We start from the raw sequence: 16,883 nt of genomic DNA, 5'->3' as shown, positions 1-16,883 counted from the left end.
CGTACGGCCCCCACGGGCCCGGACAGGGTGCGCACCCGCCGGGCGGGCACCCAGTGAGCCGCGCCCACGGATGGTCCGAGACCCTGCAGCTGGCGCTCTTCGCCGCCCACGGCCACGATCTTGTGGCCGCCGCCGTGGGCCTGGACGGGTTCGCCGGACCGGACCGGCCGCTTCAGGTCCAGCTCCAGCACCGCCCGGGTGCCGGGGTCAGCGCGCTCTATGAGCTTCCGCCCTCGATCGGGGCGGAGTTCGTTGGCCTGAGCACCGAACGGCGTGCCGGCAACGGCGGATCGGTGCGCATCGAGATTCCGGCCGAACAGGCCGAGGACCTGCTGGCGGGGGCCCGCCGGCCCACCGAGCCGCTGGTGGTCACGGCCTGGCGGCACCCGCACGATCCGCGGTTGCCCGGCCTGCCGCTGGCATGCGACCCGGACCGCCTGAGCGGCCTGTGGGGACGGGGTGAACGGCTCGAACGGCTGGAAACGGTGGCCTACCGTCCGCTGCGCCGGGCGGTGCTGCGTGCGGTGTTTGCGACCCCCGGCCCGGTGGTGGACCGCCGCAACGTCTACCTCAAGGTGCTGCGCCCGGGCCAGGCCGCCGCCTTGCAGGCGCGCCACCTCCTGCTGCTCGCCGCCGGACTGCCGGTCCCGCCGCCGCTCGGCGACCCGGTCGATGATGTCCTGGCCCTGGCCGAGGCGCCCGGGGAACCGCTGTCCCGCCGCATCCTGCACGACGGCGGCACCTCGCTTGATCCTGCCGTCTTCCTGGCGCTGCTGGACGGCCTGCCGGCCGCGGCGCTGGGGCTGGAGGCCCGTCCCGCGTGGAGCGACCGGCTGGGCCGCTATGCGGACGCTGCGATCTCGGCCCTGCCCGTGGCGGCGGACCGCATCGACAAGCTGCGCGGGCGCATCGAAGCGGTCCTCCAGGCCGCGGACCGGGGCCCGCTGGTTCCCAGCCATGGCGACTTCTACGAGGCCAACCTGCTTATGGACGGGCCACGGGTGTCCGGGCTGCTGGACGTCGATGCGGTGGGTCCGGGCCACCGCGTGGATGACCTGGCCTGCTTCCTGGGCCACCTCGCCGTGCTGCCCGCGGTGGATTCCCGGTACGTCCACGCCGGTGCGGGGCTGGAGCACTTCGGTGCGGCGTTCGGGCGGACCGTGGACCCGCGCGGGCTGTGGGCCCGGTCCGCGGCCGTGGCGGTTTCCCTGGTGGCCGGAGCACGGACTCCGGGGATACCGGGCTGGGAGCCGTCGGCGCTGGCCCGGCTCGCGGCCGCCGAGGAGCTGCTGGGACGGGTCGGCTAACGCCTCGGGGCGCGCCGCATGAGAACCCTCTCATGAGCGTTTCCTTTTGTTCTCATACGGCTGGCGAACACTGGGGGACGTAGACGCCCCCAGGGCCCAACCGGAAGGAAAGATCATGATCAACCGCAAATTCTGGGCAGTGACCGGCGCGCTTGGCGTTGTTGCCGTGAGCGCGGGCGCGGCAGCCGCGGACACGGGCACGGCAGCATCGGGAACCGCGCCGAGCACGGTCGAAAGCACCGTCGAGCGCACCGCGGCAAACACCGCCGGAACGGACACCGCGGCCGCGGTCGGGACCTCAGCCACGGCGGACCCGGGCGCGGTGAACGTTGATGACTTCACTGAGCGCGGCGCCTCGGCCGCCACCCCGGCCACTCCCGCATCCGCCGTGACCGCCGCGTCGCCCGTCACGCCGGCGTCGCCCGTGACCGCCGCGTCGCCGGTGACCCCCGCCTCGCCCGTCACCCCGGGCACGGCCGCCAGCCCGGCGACGCCGGCGAGCCCGGTGTCCGCGGCAACGGCCGCGACGGCGCCCTCCGCCGCCAGCGCGGCCTAGCCGCGCATAGCGTCCGGCCGGAAGCGAATTCGGCCGCGGGCGTTTGGACAAAGGAAAACGCACTCCCCAACCGTTTGGCCAAAGCTTGTCGCTGGGTTTCAACCTTGAACCCAGCAGCAACCTTTGGCCAAACGTGGGTCAGGGGCAGGATGGTTTGTCGAAAAGGTCGCCACGGTTGGCCCGGCCGGCGATCCTTGAGGAGCCGTCCCTGCCGCCTAGGCCTTGGCGGCGAGGCGGTATCCCATCCCGCGCACGGTTTCGATGCGCTCGGCTCCGAGCTTGTTGCGCAGGTAGCGCACGTAGACGTCCACCACGTTCGAGGACGGGTCGAAGTCGTAGCCCCACACCCGGGAGAGCAGCTGCTCGCGGCTGAGCACCTGGCCGGGGTTGCGCAGGAAGGCCTCGGCGAGGGCGAACTCACGCGCCGAGAGGTCCACCTCGCGCCCGTCCACGCTGGCCCGCCGCGCGCGCAGGTCCAGGGACAGCCCCGCGTGCCCCAGCACCGCCAGGTCCGCGCCGTTGGCGTCGGTGCGCAGCCGCCGGCGCACCCGCGCCAGCAGCTCCTCGAAGCGGAACGGCTTGGGCATGTAGTCGTCGGCGCCGCGTTCGAATCCGGCGACCGTGTCGTCGACGCTGGTGCGGGCCGTGAGGATGATGACGGGCACGGTGTTGTGCCCGTCCCGGATCCGCCGGAGCACCTCGAAGCCGTCCAGGTCCGGCAGCCCCAGGTCCAGCACCACCAGCTCGAAGTCCCCGGTCTGCGCCAGCACCAGGCCCTCGCGGCCGCTGCCCGCAATGGTGGGGGAGAACCCCGCGGCGCGCAGGCCCTTGGCGATGAAGGAGCCGATCCGCTCCTCGTCCTCAATGATCAGGATCTGGCTCATGGGCCTCCTCGTTGCCGGTGTGGTCTGTCTCGTCCGGCGCGGGTCCGAACCCGCGCAGCGGAAGGTCGATGAAGAACGTCGAACCGGCGCCGGGCCGCGATTCGACGCCGGCCGTGCCGCCGTGCGCGCCGGCGATCGCCCGCACGATGGTCAGCCCCAGCCCGGAGCCCTCGGCGCGGCGGCCGTTGCTGCCGCGGGCGAAGCGGTCGAAGATGGCAGCCCGGTCCTCGGGTAGGACGCCGATGCCTTCGTCGCGCACCCAGAGGCGCACGGTGCCCGCGTGCAGCCCGCAGCCCAGGGCCACCGTGCTCCCGGCGGCGGAAAACTTCACCGCGTTCTGGCACAGTTGCAGCATGGCCTGTTCGATCCGGCGCGGGTCCAGTTCCGCGGTCCCGTGGGCGCGCCGCTCCACGATCCAGCGCCGGTCGCCCAGGCCGCGGGCCTTGTCCAGCACGTCGTCGATGAGCACGTCCAGTTCCACCGGGACAGGTGCCACGAAGTCGGAGCGGTCAGCCTTGGCAAGCATGACCAGATCGTCCACGAGCAGGCCCATCCGGTCCAGCTCGTCCAGGGCGATGGCGCGGGTCTGTTCGACATCGTGAGGGTCCGTGGCGTCCTGCAGCTCCAGGTGGCCCTGGACGATCGTGATGGGAGTGCGCAGCTCGTGGCCGACGTCGTCCAGCAGCTGCCGCTGGGAGCGCAGCGCGTTGCCCAGCCGGTCCAGCATGTGGTTGAAGGTGGTCGAGAGGTCCGCGAGGTCGTCGTTGCCGCGCACTTCCAGGCGCTGTCCCAGGTCGTGTTCGGAGATCGCTTCGGCCGTCCGCCGCATCTCCCGCAGCGGGGCCAGCAGCCGTGCCACCAGCATCCAGCCCAGCACGGCGGACAGCGCCAGCGCCGCCAGGCCCGCGGCCATAAAGACCAGGTGCGTGCGGCCCAGGGCGCCCAGTTCGGCGCTGAGGTCGAACACCACCACGTAGCGCATGGCGGCCGCGTCGTCGGCCAGCTGCACCGGGACCACGGCCAGGCGGTAGGTGGTGGTGCCGGTGGACAGGGTCCGCAACACGACGCGTTCCGGCACCGCCTCGGACAGCAGCCCGTCGAGCAGCTGCCGGTCCGCTTCGGGGCGCAGGGACACCGATTCGGGAGCCACCCACCGCACGTCCGCGGGGCCCAGGGCCATCATTCCCTCGTTGGCGGCGGGCAGCGTGCGCTGCATGGCGACGTAGACCAGGTCCTCGGCGCGGACGAAGGGCGCACCGGTGGCGGGATCCACCGAGCTGGCGGAGAGCACCCGGAACTCGCTCACCGTCCGGCTGAGCGCGTCGTCGATGCGCGCGGAGGCTTGGCTGCGCAGGATGCCGTAGGACGTGCCGCCGGCCACCAGCAGGGTCAGCAGCGAGAGCAGCAGCATGGATCCGAGGATGCGTCCGGCCACGGAGCTGGCCCCGCGGCCGGGCCCGGCGAGGCGGCCCGGAACCCTGAAGCCCGGCGCCCTCAAGCGTCGGACCATCAGTCGTCGTCCTCCGATTCGCGTTCCGGGCCATCGTCGTCAGCGTGGTCATCGTCATCCGAGTCGTCGGACGCGTCGTCGTCGTCGTCATCGTCGTCGTACGACGACGGCGGGGCGGGCACCACCGGTGCGGACGCGGTCCGCGTCGGTGCCGCGGGGGACCGTGTGGGGGACTGCGTGGCGGGCGCCGGCTCCGTGGACGGGCCTTCGGAGGGGGCGCCGTCCGTGGAGGCCGGGGAGGGATCGGTCGCGGGGGCGCTGCCCGCGGCGTCGTCGTGCAGCACGACGCCGGGACCCAGGTCGACGGGACGCGCGGCCACCAGCGTGCTGGCCACGAGGGCGCCCACGGCCCCGAGCACGGCCAGCACGAGCACCGCGAGCATGATGCGGAGGGGGCGGCGCGTCGGACGTGAGGAGGACATGCGAGACATTAAAGGGCCACCCCATGAGACGAACATGAGAACCCGCCGGAACGGTTCCCGGTCCTAGCTGCGGGGGGCATCGCCCTGCGCGTTCCCGGCGTCGTCCGCGCCTCCGGCCTTGTCCTGCGCGGCAGGACCCCCCTCCTGGGGAGCCCCGACTTCGGGACCCCCTTCCCGGGAGTCCTCGCCCTCGGAATCCGCGCCCTCGGGGTCCGCGTCAGGATCTGCGGCATCCAGCGCCGCGTCGGCAGCGGCGCGGGCCTCCTCGGCCTGCACCCGCAGCCCCATGGCGTCCAGGACCTCGGACAGTCCCCGCTGCGCGGCATGGTGGTGGGCGGGGCTGCCCCGGTGTTCCTCCGCGATCAGCCGGAACACGCGGGACGCCTGGTCCAGTTGCCCCGTTTCGAACAGCACTTGGGCGGCGAACAGTTCGGCGTTGCCGCTGCCGTCCGGATCGTCCGCGTCCCGGTACAGGTCCGCCGCCTCCAGCGCCGCGGACACCGCCTCCCGGCCATGCCCGAGCAGCCACAGGCTGCGCGCGCGGGTGTCGCGGAAATCCGCCGAGTGCCATTCGGCGTTGTGCTCGTCAGCCAGGCGGATGGCCTCGTCCAGCGTGGCGAGCCCGTCCGCGTCGCCGGCCTCGCACTGCGCATGGCCGAACGCATGCAGCGCCTGCGGCAACGCCGCCGGATCGTCCTCCCCGGCACGGCGGGCCCACGCGACCGCCCGCTCGAAGCTTTTCAGCCCTTCGCCGTCGCGGCCTTCGCGGGCCAGCAGGGTGCCGGCAGACATCAGGGCACGGGAGGCCTCGCCGGGCAGGTCCGCGGCGGCGAACAGGGCACTGGCCCGCTCCCAGGCGGCGAGCGCCTCGCCTTCGCGCTCCTGATGGCGCAGGCAGTGCCCCAGCGACATAAGCGTGCGGGCCTGGTCGGCAGGCCGGCCGGCCTGCTCCAGCCAGCCGGCCAGATGTTCCAGGACCTCCTCGGCGAGCAGGTATTCGCCGGCCTCCAGCAGCTGGTTGCCCAGGCCCATGCGCACCGCCCAGACCTCACCGAACTCGCCGAGTTCGGCCTGTTGGACCGCGATGCGCCACGCAAGCACGGCAGCCTCCTGGTCCTCGGCCTGGGAAGCGATGTTGGCCACCAGGGCCGCGGCGGAGACCGCACCGCGCCGCACCCCTGCCGCCGCGTACAGGTCCAGCGCCTCGACGGCACTGCCTTCGGCCTCCAGGGGATTGCCCAGTTCGCTGTGTCCGGTGGCACGCACCATCCACACGGCCGCACGCATGGCCCGGTTCACCGGAAGTCCCAGCAGTTCGTCCGACTTTTCCAGGGCCTCCTGGAAGCGGCCGGCACGGGCGTAGTGGTGGGCCAGGTACAGCAGGGCGCCGGCCAGGCTTTCGGTGCGTCCGCCGGCCCGGTAGTCCTCAGCGCACAGCTCCAGGTCCTCCAGGGCCGTATCGTCGCCGGCCTCCACGCGGCACACCGCCAAAGGGAGGCGGATGTCCGCGAGGACCGCGGCGCTGGCGCCGGCGGCGGAGTGGGTGGCCAGCGCGGCTTCCAGCAGCGGCGCCTCCTCCGGGCGCGGCTCGCGGAAGAGCAGGCTGCCGAGGTCCTCCTCGAGGTCGGCCTGGTGGTTCCGGCCGAGGCGGCGCAGCAGCTCCACGCGCCGGCGCGCGCACTCCAGGGCTTCCTCGTCCCGATCGGCGAGGTGGTGGACGGAGGCGGCAACGCCCCACAGGGACAGCTGCGCCTCGACATCGGCGCCATCGGCGGCGATCCCGGCCTCCGCGGCACGCACCGCGCCGTCGTGGTCTTCGGCGTAGGCGCGGTCGTAGGCAAGCTCCAGCCAGCCGCGCGGGTCGTCGGGGGAGAGGAACGGGCTCGGTTGGGGACGGTTCAGGATGCCGTGCAAACGCTCGGCCAGTGCGGACAACGGGGCGCCTCCTCGAGGATCGCCGGGTGGGTGGCTGGCCTCCAGCCTACGCCCTGGCCCTGCCGCCCACGCCTTCGGGCCCGCGCCGTTGGCCCTAGTCCGCGCCCTCGGGCAGCAGCGGGCCGGACTGGCCCTTGAAGTGCTCGAACACCAGGGTGGTTTCGGTGTGCCCGACGGCGCCGTCCGTGGCCAGGTGGTCCAGCACCCAGTCCCGCAGCGCCGTCGTGGAGGCGACGGCCACGTGGAGCAGGTAGTCGGTGCCCCCGGAAACGTGGAACATCGAAAGGACCTCCGGCAGCTGCGGCACCTCGGCGGTGAAGCGGTCGATCTTGTCCCGGTCGTGCACCCGCAGCTTGACCGCGATCAGCGCCTGCACGCCGCGGCCGACGGCGGAGAGGTTCAGCTCGGCGTGGTAGCCCTCGATGATCCCGCGCTCCACCAGCTGGCGGGTGCGCAGCAGCGCCGTGGAGGGGGCGATGCCGGCACGCTGGGCCAGGGCGGCGTTGCTGATCCTGGCATCGGCCAGCAGTTCCGACAGGATGCGGCGGTCGACGGCGTCGAGGGGGACGGAGGGCTGCTCGGAGGCTGACATAGTCGCTATTCCACCACAGGAACCAGCCGCGGACACGTTGGCGGGCCGGTGCGAGGACGGGCAGGGGACCGGCGTGCGGACGGGCACGCAGGTAGGCTGGACCAATGACCGCAAAACCCGCCCCGCGCCCCGAGTTCGACACCCGGCTGGCGGCCTACTGCGTCGTGGTCCGCGACGGCCACATCCTGCTGGCGCTCTGGGACATGCGCGCCACGGACCCGGCTTTCCGTCCGCGCTGGACGCTGCCCGGCGGCGGCGTGGAACTGGGGGAAACCATCGAGGACGGCGCCGTGCGCGAACTGGCGGAGGAAACCGGCTACGAGGTCCGCCTCCGCGAGCTGCTGGGCGTCGTGTCCGGACACATCCCGGCACACAAGCGCCTGCACGCCACCGGCCGGGCCCTGCAGACCGTTGCGGTGCTCTACGAGGCGGAGGTGGTGGGCGGCGAACTCGCCTTCGAACACGACGGCTCGACGTCGGAAGCCCGGTGGTTCCCGCTCGATGAGTTGGACCGGATCGACCGGGTGGACCGTGTCGACGAGGCGCTGGAGCTCTACCGTGCCCGTGGCGGCGCCCGCCACGGCGCCCGCTGACCCCATCCCGGCACGCCCTTCGCCCGGATACCCTTCGCCAAGACTCAGCCCGTTCGCTCACCCCGGCACATCCCCACAGGAGCAACCCCGTGACCCCGCATTCCCGGACTTCCCACGCCCGGACCGCCCGCCACCCGGCTGCCGCCAGGGTCCCCGCCTTGGCCGGGCCCGCGGTGCTGCTGGCCGCGGTGATGGCCCTGGCCGGCTGCAGCGGCCCCGCCCCGTTCGTCCCGGACTCCCCGGTGGTGAGCAATCCGACCACCGAGAAGCGCCTGCTGGTCACCTCCGCGGACACGGACGAGGGCCGCGCCGTGGCGGAGATCTACGCCGGCGCGCTGAACGCCGCCGGCATCGAGGCCACGGTCACGGACGCGACGGCCGAGGCCGGGCTGGCCCACGCCGTTTCCAGCGGGTTCGCCGACGTGGCCCCCGGCCGCACCGGCGCGCTGCTGCGGGACCTGGATGCCACGTCCACCGCCACCACCGCCGACTCCGTCCTGCAGGCGCTGCGCCAGGCCCTGCCGGAGGACCTGGCCCTGCTCACCCCGGCCGCGGCCGACAGCCACTCGGCCCTAGTGGCGACCGCCGCCACCGCGGAACAGTACGACGCCCGCAACCTCAGCGACCTGGCGCCCTCCTGCGGCAAGCTCACGCTCGGGGCCCCGGCCGGGTTCCGCACCTCCGCGCAGGGCCTGCCCGGCCTGGAAGCCGGCTACGAGTGCGTGCCCGGCACCTTCGTGGCGCTCGCCGACGACGGCGGCGAGGCGGTGCAGGCGCTCATCGCCGGCAGCGTCGACGTGGTGGAACTGCCGGCGACGCGACCGGCCATCGTGGACCAGGGCCTGGTGGCCCTGGAGGATCCGAAGACGGTGTTCGCCGCTCAGCAGGTGGTGCCGGTGGTGAACGCGAAGGTGGTCGGCCAGGACGCGGTGGAGGTGCTGAACCGGGTCTCCGCGGAGCTGGGCAGCGACGACCTCACGGACCTGGACCGCGCGGTCTCCGGCGACGCCCGGCTGACCCCGGCCGAGGCGGCCTCCGACTGGCTCAAGGGCAACGGCTTCGCCTAGCGCGGGGCAGGCCGTGGCCCACGTCTCATTGATCACATTTCCCTACCCACCGCACACCCTGTGAGAAGCTATGAAAATGCCGGAATTCAAGCAATCAACGAAGCTCCATAACGTCCTCTATGACATCAGGGGTCCGCTGCTGGAGCACGCGCAACGCATGGAGGCCGAAGGCCAGCGCATCCTGAAGCTGAATATCGGCAACCCCGCCCCGTTCGGCTTCGAGGCCCCGGACGCGATCCTGGTGGACATGATCCGCAACCTGCCCCAGGCGCAGGGCTACAGCGATTCCCGCGGCATCTTTTCCGCCCGCACCGCCGTCTCGCAGTACTACCAGACGCGCGGCATCCAGACCATCGGCGTCGACGACATCTACCTCGGCAACGGCGTGTCCGAGCTGATCACGCTGAGCCTGAACGCGCTGCTGAACAACGGCGACCAGGTGCTCATCCCCGCCCCGGACTACCCGCTGTGGACCGCCTCGGTCTCGCTGGCCGGCGGTACCCCCGTGCACTACCTCAACGTCGAGGAGGAGGGGTGGCTGCCGGACCTCGAGGACATCGAGGCCAAGATCACCCCGCACACCAAGGGCCTGGTGATCATCAACCCGAACAACCCCACGGGTGCGGTCTACCCCAAGCACATCCTCGAGGGGATGCTGGAGATCGCCCGCAAGCACAACCTGGTGGTCTTCTCCGACGAGATCTACGAGAAGATCCTTTACGACGACGCCGTCCACATCAACACGGCCTCGCTGGCCGACGACGTGCTCATCCTGACCTTCTCCGGCCTGTCCAAGGCCTACCGGGTCTGCGGCTTCCGGGCCGGCTGGCTGGCGATCTCCGGGCCCAAGCACCTGGCCACGGACTACATCGAGGGCATCAACCTGCTCACCAACATGCGCCTGTGCGCCAACGTCCCGGCGCAGCACGCGATCCAGACCGCGCTGGGCGGCTACCAGTCGATCAACGACCTGATCCTGCCCGGGGGCCGGCTCAAGGAACAGCGCGACACCGCCTTCCGCCTGCTCAACGCGATCCCCGGCGTGAGCTGCCAGCAGGCTCGCGGGGCCATGTACCTGTTCCCGAAGCTGGATCCGGAGGTCTACCCGATCCGCGACGATGAGAAGTTCGCCCTGGAACTGCTCAAGCAGCAGAAGATGCTCATCAGCCAGGGCACCGCGTTCAACTGGATCGCCCCGGACCACTTCCGCCTGGTGACCCTGCCGGCGGTGCGGGACATCGAGGACGCGGTCGGACGCATCGCCGAGTTCCTGGAGGACCTGCGGCACTGAGCCGCAACACCGGCCCCGGCACTGACCTGCAACGGCACTGCCCACCAACACTGCCCGGTGGCATAGTGGTCGGCAGGTGTTCGGCGAGGGCAGGGAGGCCTGATGGGCAACGGAAACGGCAATGGCAACGGATCCGGCCCGGAGGCGCGTGCCGTCGTCGTGGGTTCGTCCCGCTTCGAAACCAGCCCCAGCGTGCTGCTGCGCGCCGGGGCCGGTTTCCGGCTGGAGGACGTGGACCCTGACGCGACCCCCGGGTTTTCCGGAACCAAGGAGGAGGGCGCCGCGGCGCTGCTGGCCAGCGACGGCGAACTCGATGCCCTCCAGGAACGGCTCTTCGCCGCGTCCCGCGTGGGGGCGCGCAACAGCGTCCTGCTGATCCTGCAGGCCATGGACACCGCCGGCAAGGGCGGGATCGTGCGCCACGTGATGGGTTCGGCGGACCCGCAGGGGATCCACCACCACGCCTTCAAGGCGCCCACCGATGAGGACCGGGCCCATGACTTCCTCTGGCGCGTGGAGCGCCAGCTGCCCGAGGCCGGCATCATCGGGGTGTTCGACCGTTCCCATTACGAGGACGTGCTGGTCCAGCGGGTCCGCGGGCTGGCCGCGCCGGAGGAGATCGAACGCCGCTACGGGGCGATCCGCCAGTTCGAGGAACTGGTGGCCGGCGGCGGGACACGCATCGTCAAGGTGATGCTGCACATCTCCAAGGACGAGCAGCGCGACCGCCTGCTGGAGCGGCTGGACCGGCCGGACAAGCACTGGAAGTTCGGCCCGGGGGACATCGACGAACGCCGGCGCTGGGACGACTACATGGAGGCCTACCGGATCGCCATCGAACGCACCCGCACCGACGACGCGCCCTGGTACGTGGTTCCGGCCAACAAGAAGTGGTACGCCCGCATCGCCGTCCAGCAGCTGCTCATCGACGTCCTGCACGCCATCGATCCGCAGTGGCCCGCGCCCGCCTTCGACGTTGCGGAGCAGCGCCGCCGGCTTGCGAAGTCCTAGCGGGCCGTATCCATCAGCAGGGCCCCGCCGGCTTATTCCCCGGCGGGCTTGCGGGCGGCGTCCAGCCGCTGCCGGGCGCCTTCCAGCCACGCCTCGCAGCGCGCGGCCAGGGCCTCCCCGCGCTCCCACAGCGCCAGGGACTGCTCCAGGGTCGCGCCGCCGGCCTCCAACTGGGAAACCACGGCCACCAGTTCCTCGCGGGCCTGCTCGTAGCTCAGGTTGGCAATGGCCGGATCGGCGGTGACCTGATTCTGCTGGGGGTTCTGGCTGTTGCCTTGCTCGGCGCTCATGCGGGGGTCCCTTCCTGGGTGGGTTGGTCTGTTTCAAGGACGACGGCGGAGAGGCGCCCGCGCGCGAGGCGCACCGACAGTTCGGTGCCGGCGGGGGCCTCGGCCGGGTCGCGCACCACGGCGCCGTCCGGCCGCTGCACGACGGCGTAGCCGCGGTCCAGCGTCTGCTGCGGGGACAGGGCCCGCACCTGGGCGCGCAGGTGGGCGACCCCGTCGGCCCCGCGGACCAGGGCTCCCCGCACCGCGGTCAGCGACCTGCCGCGCAGTCGTTCCACGTCCTCGGAGAGCCGGGACACCAGCTGCTCAGGGTACGCCAGCACCGGACGGGAGCGCAGCGACTCCAGCCGCTGTCCCTCCCGCTCCACGAAGTGGCGCACGGAGCGGTCCAGCCGGGTGCGCGCCAGCGCCAGCCGTTGGAGCTCCTCGCCGAGATCGGGGACGATCCGCTTCGCGGCGTCGGTGGGGGTGGAGGCGCGCAGGTCGGCGACGTCGTCGAGGATCGGGCGGTCGGCCTCGTGGCCGATCGCCGAGACCACGGGGGTGCTCGTCTCCGCGACGGCACGCACCAGTTCCTCGGAGCTGAAAGGCAGCAGGTCCTCCAGCGCCCCGCCGCCGCGCGCGATCACGATCACGTCGACCTCCGGATCGGCGTCGAGCCCGCGCAGCGCCGCAATGACCTCGGGCACGCAATTGACGCCCTGGACCGCGGTGTTGCGCACGCTGAAACGCACCGCCGGCCAGCGCAGCGTCGCGTTGCGCACGACGTCCTTCTCGGCGTCGGAATCGCGCCCGGTGATCAGGCCAATGCACAGTGGGAGCACCGGCAGCGGCTTCTTGCGTGCCGGATCGAACAACCCCTCCGCCTGCAGCGCCTGGCGCAGCCGTTCCAGCCGGGCCAGCAGGTCGCCCAGGCCCACCGGGCGCAGGTCCGAGGCGTTCATCGACAGTCGCCCGGTCTTGAGGTAGAAGCTGGGACGGACCCGGGCCACCACCCGCGAACCGACCTCCGGGCGGGTGTCGAGGGTGCGCATCACCGAGGCCCAGACGTTCACCGAGAGCGAGTACTCGACGTCGACGTCGCGCATGGTCAGGTAGGCGTGGCCGTTGCGGATGTTGGCCTCGAGTAGCTGGCCCTCGATCCAGGCCTCGGGGGCCCGTTCGACGTGGGCCTTCAGGTTCTCCGAGTACAGGCGCAGCGGCCACGGCGCCTCCGGCGACGTCTGCGCCGCGGTGGGCGGCAGCGCGGTCGCCTGCGGTGCGGTCGCCTGCGGCGCCGCGGCCGGGCCGGCTTCCTCGTCCACGTGTCCATCCTTCCCGCGTGCCGTGCCGGCAGCGTGCCTTGCCATGGCTGTCGCCATTACTGTTCCGCATCCATTCCTACCAGTACTCTGAGACGGATTGGGCAGTTGAACATGTTGGGCAGCCGGACACAGTGGGCAGTGGGACGTCGCCGGGATGCCGAAACACAGGGACGGTGCACATGGGCTACGAATCAACGGGCAGCGGCCAGGCGGCCGCGCCGGCAACCGACTCGGGCGGATGGTGGCGCCACGTGCTCGCGTGGGTGCTGATCGTGGTGGCTGCCCTGGCGGCCTGCGCGTCCGCCTACGCGGCCTACGCCGACCGCGTGGCCACCACCAGCGGCCCCACCACGGAGGTCGCCACCGCGCTGGCAAACGACCCGGCACTGCGCGAGGCGCTGCCCGCCGAGATCTCCAGCCGCCTGCTCGACCGGATTCCGGACCGGCTCCCGGTGCCCGACCGGCTCCAGGACCGGATGCAGGCGAGGCTCCAGGAGACCGTGGGGGACGTGGTCGACGGCATACTCGACGATCCCGGGTTCCAGGCCGCCCTCAACGAGACCGTGGACCAGAGCCGGGCCTCCTACGTGGAACGGGTCAAGGCCGCGGCCGCCGCCGGGTCGCCGGACGAGGTGACCTTCGTCCTCGAAGCCGGGCCGATCGCCAGCCTGGTCCTGGAACGGGTCCACGAGCGGACCACCGCGCTGGGCTTCGGCGGCCTCCTCGACACCTTGGGAACGGACGTCAACCTCCCCATCGACACCGGAGCACCCACCGCCGAGGACCTTCCGGCATCCACCGCCGCAGCTGGGCTCAAGGCCGCCGCCGCCTGGCCCTGGTACGCGCTGTTGGCCGCCGTGGCCGCGGGGGCGGCGCTGTGGCTGGCCGGACCCAGGCTGCGGTGGGCGGTGCTCGCCGTCGGCGGTGCCGTCGCCGCGCTGGTGGGGATCGTCGGCGTCGTCCTCGCGGGCCGGCTGCCCGGTTCCGTTACCACCAGCGGCGCCGTGGCGGCGGCCGTGGCCGACGCCGCGCTGAACGAGGCGTCCGCGCAGCTGTCCGCGGTGTCGTGGTGGATCGTCGCCATCGGGGCCGTTGTGGCCGTCGGCGGGGCAACCACCGCCGTGGTGCTCGCCCGGCGCCATCCCACCGCCTAACGCGCGGGGCAGGCCCTCTCGTGTCGACTTCGTCGCCACGCGGGGGACCCTGCTGCCCCGCGCTTACCGGGGCAAGTCGGGCGAACGCCGCGCGAAAACCGGGGCCGGGCGGGCGAACGGTAGAATTGGTGCATGCCTACGACTTCCGCCGCTCCGGTGTCCGTCCCCATGCCCACCGTGCCGCGCCGTCGCCGCAGCCCGGAGGAAATCGCAGCGGCAGCCCCGGTCCTCGGCGACAAGCGGGTCCTGCTGGCCGCGCCGCGCGGCTACTGCGCAGGCGTCGACCGCGCCGTTATCGCCGTCGAGAAGGCGCTGGAGCACTACGGGGCCCCGGTGTACGTGCGCAAGGAGATCGTGCACAACAAGCACGTCGTGAGCACGCTGGAGGAGCGCGGCGCGGTCTTCGTCGAGGAAACCGACGAGGTTCCCGAGGGCGCCCTGGTGATCTTTTCCGCGCACGGCGTCAGCCCCGCCGTCGTGCAGTCGGCCGAGGACCGCAACCTGCGCACCATCGACGCCACCTGCCCGCTGGTGACCAAGGTGCACCGCGAGGCCGTGCGCTTCGCCAAGGCCGAGAACCACATCCTGCTCATCGGCCACGAGGGCCATGAGGAGGTTGAGGGCACCTACGGCGAGGCGCCGGAGAGCACCACGATCGTGAACAACCCTGCCGAGGCCCGCACCGTGGAGGTCGAGGATCCCGACCGCCTGATCTGGCTCTCCCAGACCACGCTATCGGTCGACGAGACGATGGAGATCGTGAACATCCTGCGTGAGCGGTTCCCGAACCTGCAGGATCCGCCCAGCGACGACATCTGCTACGCCACCTCCAACCGGCAGGCCGCGATCAAGAAAATCGCCCCGCAGGCGGACCTGGTGGTGGTCGTTGGTTCGGCCAACTCCTCCAACTCGGTGCGCCTGGTCGAGGTGGCGCTCGAGTACGGGGCCCAGGCCGCGCACCGCGTCGACTTCGCCAACGAGATCGACGAGGCCTGGTTCGAGGGCGTCGCCAGCGTCGGCGTCACCTCCGGGGCCTCCGTGCCCGAGGTCCTGGTCCAGGACGTGCTGCGGCTGCTCGCCGAGTACGGCTACGGGCAGGTGGACGAGGTCGTCACCGCCGAGGAGGACATCCTCTTCTCGCTGCCCAAGGAGCTGCGCGCCAAGCTCAAGGAGGCCGGCGACGGCACCCGCGGGCTCGGCGGCCGCGGCACCCGCCCGGTCAGCTAACCGGCCGTCCGGCCGGCCTCCGCAGCCGGGGGGCCGGCCGGACGCGGAAGACCGGTAGAATCGTTTCCCGTGGCTCTTACTATCGGAATCGTCGGACTGCCCAACGTCGGCAAGTCAACCATGTTCAACGCCCTGACGCGCGCGCAGGTCCTCGCCGCGAACTACCCGTTCGCGACCATCGAACCCAACGTGGGCGTGGTCCCCCTGCCGGACTCCCGGCTGAAGGTGCTGGCCGAAATCTTCGCCTCCGAGCGCATCCTGCCCGCGACCGTGTCCTTCGTGGACATCGCCGGCATCGTCAAGGGCGCCTCCGAGGGTGAGGGCCTGGGCAACAAGTTCCTCGCCAACATCCGCGAGGCGGACGCGATCTGCCAGGTCACCCGCGCCTTCGCCGACCCGGACGTGATCCACGTCAGCGGCGAGGTGGACCCGGCCTCCGACATCGAGGTGATCGCCACCGAGTTGATCCTCGCGGACCTGCAGACCATCGAGAACCAGATGCCGCGCCTCGAGAAGGAACTGCGCGCCAAGAAGGTCGAGGCGTCCTTCCTGGAAACGGTCAAGGCCGCGCAGGCCGTCCTGGAGTCCGGCACGACGCTGTTCGCCGGTGCCGCCGCGGCCAAGCTCGACCTGGCCGAGCTGGCCCCGCTGCAGCTGATGACCACCAAGCCGTTCATCTACGTGTTCAACATGGACGAGGCCGGGCTGGCCGACGAGGCCCTCAAGGCCAAGCTCTCCGCCCTGGTGGCCCCGGCCGAGGCCATCTTCCTGGACGCCCAGTTCGAGGCCGAGCTGGTGGAGCTGACCGAGGAGGAGGCCGAGGAGATGCTGGCCGACGCCGGCTACGCCGAGTCCGGCCTGGAGAAGCTGGCCCGCGTGGGCTACGACACGCTGGGCCTGCAGTCCTACCTGACTGCCGGACCGAAGGAAACCCGCGCCTGGACGATCCACCAGGGCGACACGGCCCCGCAGGCGGCCGGCGTCATCCACACGGACTTCCAGCGCGGCTTCATCAAGGCCGAGGTCATCGGTTTCCACGACTTGGTCGAGACCGGCTCCGTGGCCGCGGCCCGCGCCGCCGGCAAGGCCCGCATGGAAGGCAAGGACTACGTCATGCGCGATGGCGACGTGGTTGAATTCCGCTTCAATGTCTGACGCTCTGCCTGCTTGCCCGGAGTGCCACGAGGCGTTCAGCTACGAGCAGGGCGCCTTGCTGGTGTGCCCGATGTGCGGCCACGAATGGTCAAAAGACTCGGGTGAGGCCAAGCCTGAGGCCGCTTTGATCAAGGATGCCGTTGGCAATGTGCTCGCCGATGGTGACACGGTCACGATCGTCAAGGACCTTAAGGTCAAGGGCGCCGGTGGCGGTGTGGTGAAGGTCGGCACGAAGGTGCGCGGCATCCGACTCATTGAGGACGGCGTGGGCGATCACGACATTGATGCGACCGTTCCCGGGTTTGGGCGGATGCAACTGAAGTCCAGCGTGGTGAAGAAGGTCCTCTGACCCGCGGCCACTCCCAATGGACAGGGGTTTCGTCGTCGACGAGCCTGTTCACAACTGGATCATCGAAGACCAATCGATGCATTGTCCGCGCTACGAGCCAAAGCGCATTCTGTAGGTTCCAGCTAGGCGGCGCTCCGAGACGGATGCTCGATAGCGCCAGCAAGGGCGCGAAGTCGCCTGGCAGCAGCTCGCGCATCGCCTAGAACGCCTGCGGCCTTTAAATCATCCGCTTGATTGCC

17 protein-coding genes are annotated in these 16,883 nt (G+C 71.5%); 10 read left to right on the top strand and 7 right to left on the bottom strand.

What is annotated here, in order from left to right; all coding sequences use genetic code 11:
* Nucleotides 1-53 precede the first annotated feature (53 nt).
* Nucleotides 54-1,307 carry a phosphotransferase gene (locus tag ABD912_RS03935; RefSeq protein WP_345148624.1) on the top strand — a complete coding sequence of 418 codons (1,254 nt, stop codon included), beginning with the start codon at nt 54-56 and terminating at the stop codon, nt 1,305-1,307.
* Between the two features lie 115 nt (nt 1,308-1,422).
* Nucleotides 1,423-1,863: a hypothetical protein gene (locus tag ABD912_RS03930; protein WP_345148622.1), complete on the top strand. Its 441-nt coding sequence runs from the start codon at nt 1,423-1,425 to the stop codon at nt 1,861-1,863.
* Nucleotides 1,864-2,078: 215 nt separating this feature from the next.
* Here ABD912_RS03930 and ABD912_RS03925 read toward each other — a convergent pair whose 3' ends face one another.
* From ABD912_RS03925 to ABD912_RS03905, 5 genes are all read right to left on the bottom strand, one after another.
* A complete protein-coding gene (locus ABD912_RS03925; RefSeq protein WP_345148621.1) occupies nt 2,079-2,747 on the bottom strand; it encodes a response regulator transcription factor in 669 nt (222 codons plus the stop codon).
* A complete protein-coding gene (locus tag ABD912_RS03920) occupies nt 2,725-4,257 on the bottom strand; it encodes a sensor histidine kinase (protein ID WP_345148619.1) in 1,533 nt (510 codons plus the stop codon). Before ABD912_RS03920 ends, ABD912_RS03925 begins: the two co-directional genes overlap by 23 nt.
* Nucleotides 4,257-4,679: a hypothetical protein gene (locus ABD912_RS03915; protein ID WP_345148618.1), complete on the bottom strand. Its 423-nt coding sequence runs from the start codon at nt 4,677-4,679 to the stop codon at nt 4,257-4,259. The genes ABD912_RS03920 and ABD912_RS03915 overlap by 1 nt, the downstream gene beginning before the upstream one ends.
* Nucleotides 4,680-4,742: 63 nt before the next feature.
* On the bottom strand, nt 4,743-6,614 hold the full coding sequence (locus ABD912_RS03910) for a tetratricopeptide repeat protein (protein WP_345148616.1): 1,872 nt from the start codon (nt 6,612-6,614) through the stop codon (nt 4,743-4,745).
* Nucleotides 6,615-6,708: 94 nt separating this feature from the next.
* Nucleotides 6,709-7,206: an Lrp/AsnC family transcriptional regulator gene (locus tag ABD912_RS03905; protein ID WP_345148614.1), complete on the bottom strand. Its 498-nt coding sequence runs from the start codon at nt 7,204-7,206 to the stop codon at nt 6,709-6,711.
* A 104-nt stretch (nt 7,207-7,310) separates the two neighbouring features.
* Here ABD912_RS03905 and ABD912_RS03900 point away from each other — a divergent pair, with 104 nt between their 5' ends.
* The 4 genes from ABD912_RS03900 to ABD912_RS03885 all read left to right on the top strand — a co-directional run bounded on the left by ABD912_RS03900 (nt 7,311) and on the right by ABD912_RS03885 (nt 11,168).
* The gene (locus tag ABD912_RS03900) at nt 7,311-7,799 is read left to right on the top strand and encodes an NUDIX hydrolase (protein ID WP_345148613.1); all 489 of its coding nucleotides are present in this window, start codon (nt 7,311-7,313) and stop codon (nt 7,797-7,799) included.
* An 89-nt stretch (nt 7,800-7,888) separates the two neighbouring features.
* Complete coding sequence (locus ABD912_RS03895; RefSeq protein ID WP_345148612.1) at nt 7,889-8,866, top strand: ABC transporter substrate-binding protein; 978 nt, start codon at nt 7,889-7,891, stop codon at nt 8,864-8,866.
* A gap of 76 nt (nt 8,867-8,942) precedes the next feature.
* Nucleotides 8,943-10,157 (top strand): pyridoxal phosphate-dependent aminotransferase, encoded by a 1,215-nt coding sequence (locus ABD912_RS03890; protein WP_345148610.1) that lies wholly within the window; start codon nt 8,943-8,945, stop codon nt 10,155-10,157.
* Nucleotides 10,158-10,259: 102 nt separating this feature from the next.
* Nucleotides 10,260-11,168: a PPK2 family polyphosphate kinase gene (locus tag ABD912_RS03885; RefSeq protein WP_345148609.1), complete on the top strand. Its 909-nt coding sequence runs from the start codon at nt 10,260-10,262 to the stop codon at nt 11,166-11,168.
* Nucleotides 11,169-11,200: 32 nt separating this feature from the next.
* Here ABD912_RS03885 and ABD912_RS03880 read toward each other — a convergent pair whose 3' ends face one another.
* Entirely contained in the window at nt 11,201-11,458 is a 258-nt protein-coding gene (locus tag ABD912_RS03880) for an exodeoxyribonuclease VII small subunit (RefSeq protein ID WP_345148608.1), read from the bottom strand.
* Nucleotides 11,455-12,759, bottom strand: coding sequence for an exodeoxyribonuclease VII large subunit (gene xseA, locus ABD912_RS03875; RefSeq protein ID WP_345148606.1), 1,305 nt, complete (start codon nt 12,757-12,759; stop codon nt 11,455-11,457). The genes ABD912_RS03880 and xseA overlap by 4 nt, the downstream gene beginning before the upstream one ends.
* Before the next feature lie 179 nt (nt 12,760-12,938).
* Between xseA and ABD912_RS03870 the strand changes: the two genes are divergently transcribed.
* The 4 genes from ABD912_RS03870 to ABD912_RS03855 all read left to right on the top strand — a co-directional run bounded on the left by ABD912_RS03870 (nt 12,939) and on the right by ABD912_RS03855 (nt 16,644).
* Entirely contained in the window at nt 12,939-13,913 is a 975-nt protein-coding gene (locus tag ABD912_RS03870) for a hypothetical protein (RefSeq protein ID WP_345148605.1), read from the top strand.
* 132 nt (nt 13,914-14,045) lie between these two features.
* Nucleotides 14,046-15,140 carry a 4-hydroxy-3-methylbut-2-enyl diphosphate reductase gene (locus tag ABD912_RS03865; protein WP_345148603.1) on the top strand — a complete coding sequence of 365 codons (1,095 nt, stop codon included), beginning with the start codon at nt 14,046-14,048 and terminating at the stop codon, nt 15,138-15,140.
* A gap of 69 nt (nt 15,141-15,209) precedes the next feature.
* Nucleotides 15,210-16,295 carry a redox-regulated ATPase YchF gene (gene ychF, locus ABD912_RS03860; RefSeq protein WP_345148602.1) on the top strand — a complete coding sequence of 362 codons (1,086 nt, stop codon included), beginning with the start codon at nt 15,210-15,212 and terminating at the stop codon, nt 16,293-16,295.
* A complete protein-coding gene (locus ABD912_RS03855) occupies nt 16,288-16,644 on the top strand; it encodes a zinc ribbon domain-containing protein YjdM (protein ID WP_345148601.1) in 357 nt (118 codons plus the stop codon). The genes ychF and ABD912_RS03855 overlap by 8 nt, the downstream gene beginning before the upstream one ends.
* Nucleotides 16,645-16,883: the final 239 nt, after the last annotated feature.

Source organism: Arthrobacter ginkgonis (assembly GCF_039540195.1).
GTDB lineage: Bacteria > Actinomycetota > Actinomycetes > Actinomycetales > Micrococcaceae > Zafaria > Zafaria ginkgonis.
The sequence above is the reverse complement of the archived record's forward strand: the minus strand, read 5'-3'. Positions and strand labels throughout refer to the sequence as shown.

Bases quoted from the DNA above. Each gene is read 5' to 3' on its own strand.
- ABD912_RS03905 (WP_345148614.1), bottom strand. From the start codon at position 7,206: ATGTCAGCCTCCGAGCAGCCCTCCGTCCCCCTCGACGCCGTCGACCGC.
- ABD912_RS03900 (WP_345148613.1), top strand. From the start codon at position 7,311: ATGACCGCAAAACCCGCCCCGCGCCCCGAGTTCGACACCCGGCTGGCG.
- ABD912_RS03930 (WP_345148622.1), top strand. From the start codon at position 1,423: ATGATCAACCGCAAATTCTGGGCAGTGACCGGCGCGCTTGGCGTTGTT.
- ABD912_RS03925 (WP_345148621.1), bottom strand. From the start codon at position 2,747: ATGAGCCAGATCCTGATCATTGAGGACGAGGAGCGGATCGGCTCCTTC.
- ABD912_RS03920 (WP_345148619.1), bottom strand. From the start codon at position 4,257: ATGGTCCGACGCTTGAGGGCGCCGGGCTTCAGGGTTCCGGGCCGCCTC.
- ABD912_RS03865 (WP_345148603.1), top strand. From the start codon at position 14,046: ATGCCTACGACTTCCGCCGCTCCGGTGTCCGTCCCCATGCCCACCGTG.
- ABD912_RS03890 (WP_345148610.1), top strand. From the start codon at position 8,943: ATGCCGGAATTCAAGCAATCAACGAAGCTCCATAACGTCCTCTATGAC.
- ABD912_RS03885 (WP_345148609.1), top strand. From the start codon at position 10,260: ATGGGCAACGGAAACGGCAATGGCAACGGATCCGGCCCGGAGGCGCGT.
- ABD912_RS03915 (WP_345148618.1), bottom strand. From the start codon at position 4,679: ATGTCCTCCTCACGTCCGACGCGCCGCCCCCTCCGCATCATGCTCGCG.
- ABD912_RS03855 (WP_345148601.1), top strand. From the start codon at position 16,288: ATGTCTGACGCTCTGCCTGCTTGCCCGGAGTGCCACGAGGCGTTCAGC.
- ABD912_RS03880 (WP_345148608.1), bottom strand. From the start codon at position 11,458: ATGAGCGCCGAGCAAGGCAACAGCCAGAACCCCCAGCAGAATCAGGTC.
- ABD912_RS03870 (WP_345148605.1), top strand. From the start codon at position 12,939: ATGGGCTACGAATCAACGGGCAGCGGCCAGGCGGCCGCGCCGGCAACC.